The 416-nt window shown below is 38.0% G+C and carries 1 protein-coding gene; it reads left to right on the top strand.

Going from position 1 to position 416, the window contains the following annotated elements:
* Positions 1-416, top strand: a 416-nt coding sequence (locus U5B17_RS09690) for a putative barnase/colicin E5 family endoribonuclease (RefSeq protein WP_489699216.1), incomplete at both ends; no start/stop codon positions are given.

Below are 416 nucleotides of genomic sequence, written 5' to 3'. Positions count from 1 at the left end.
ATTACGCTGAGTTTTATCATGACGGAGTAGGTGCTGTAAATAAACTACTTACTGAAAAACAAGGACAAGTAGCAGGAGCGTTTTGGCGTGATGAGATAGGGGATATAACACTACACTGGGGAGATGTTGGAAGTGGCAAGAGTGACGGAAGCGGACTTGCAAAGATAGTGAAATTTCATCCAGAAGTATTAAATAATCTTGATGAATTAGTGCAAACGCTACCAATTAAAAAAGAGACGCAAAGGCGTTATCAACTTGAAAATGAAAATTATAAAGTAGGTATAAGAAAAGATTTTAACGGCGATAACCAAAATTGGGTATTAACAGCCTTTGAAAAAAAAGACAGTATCGCTAGACGCACGACAGACTTGTCTAGCTCACAAAGTGACAAAGGAAAGACTGCTCCTTTAGATACT

The organism is Campylobacter australis (assembly GCF_050586305.1).
Lineage (GTDB): Bacteria > Campylobacterota > Campylobacteria > Campylobacterales > Campylobacteraceae > Campylobacter_A.
The sequence above is the reverse complement of the archived record's forward strand: the minus strand, read 5'-3'. Positions and strand labels throughout refer to the sequence as shown.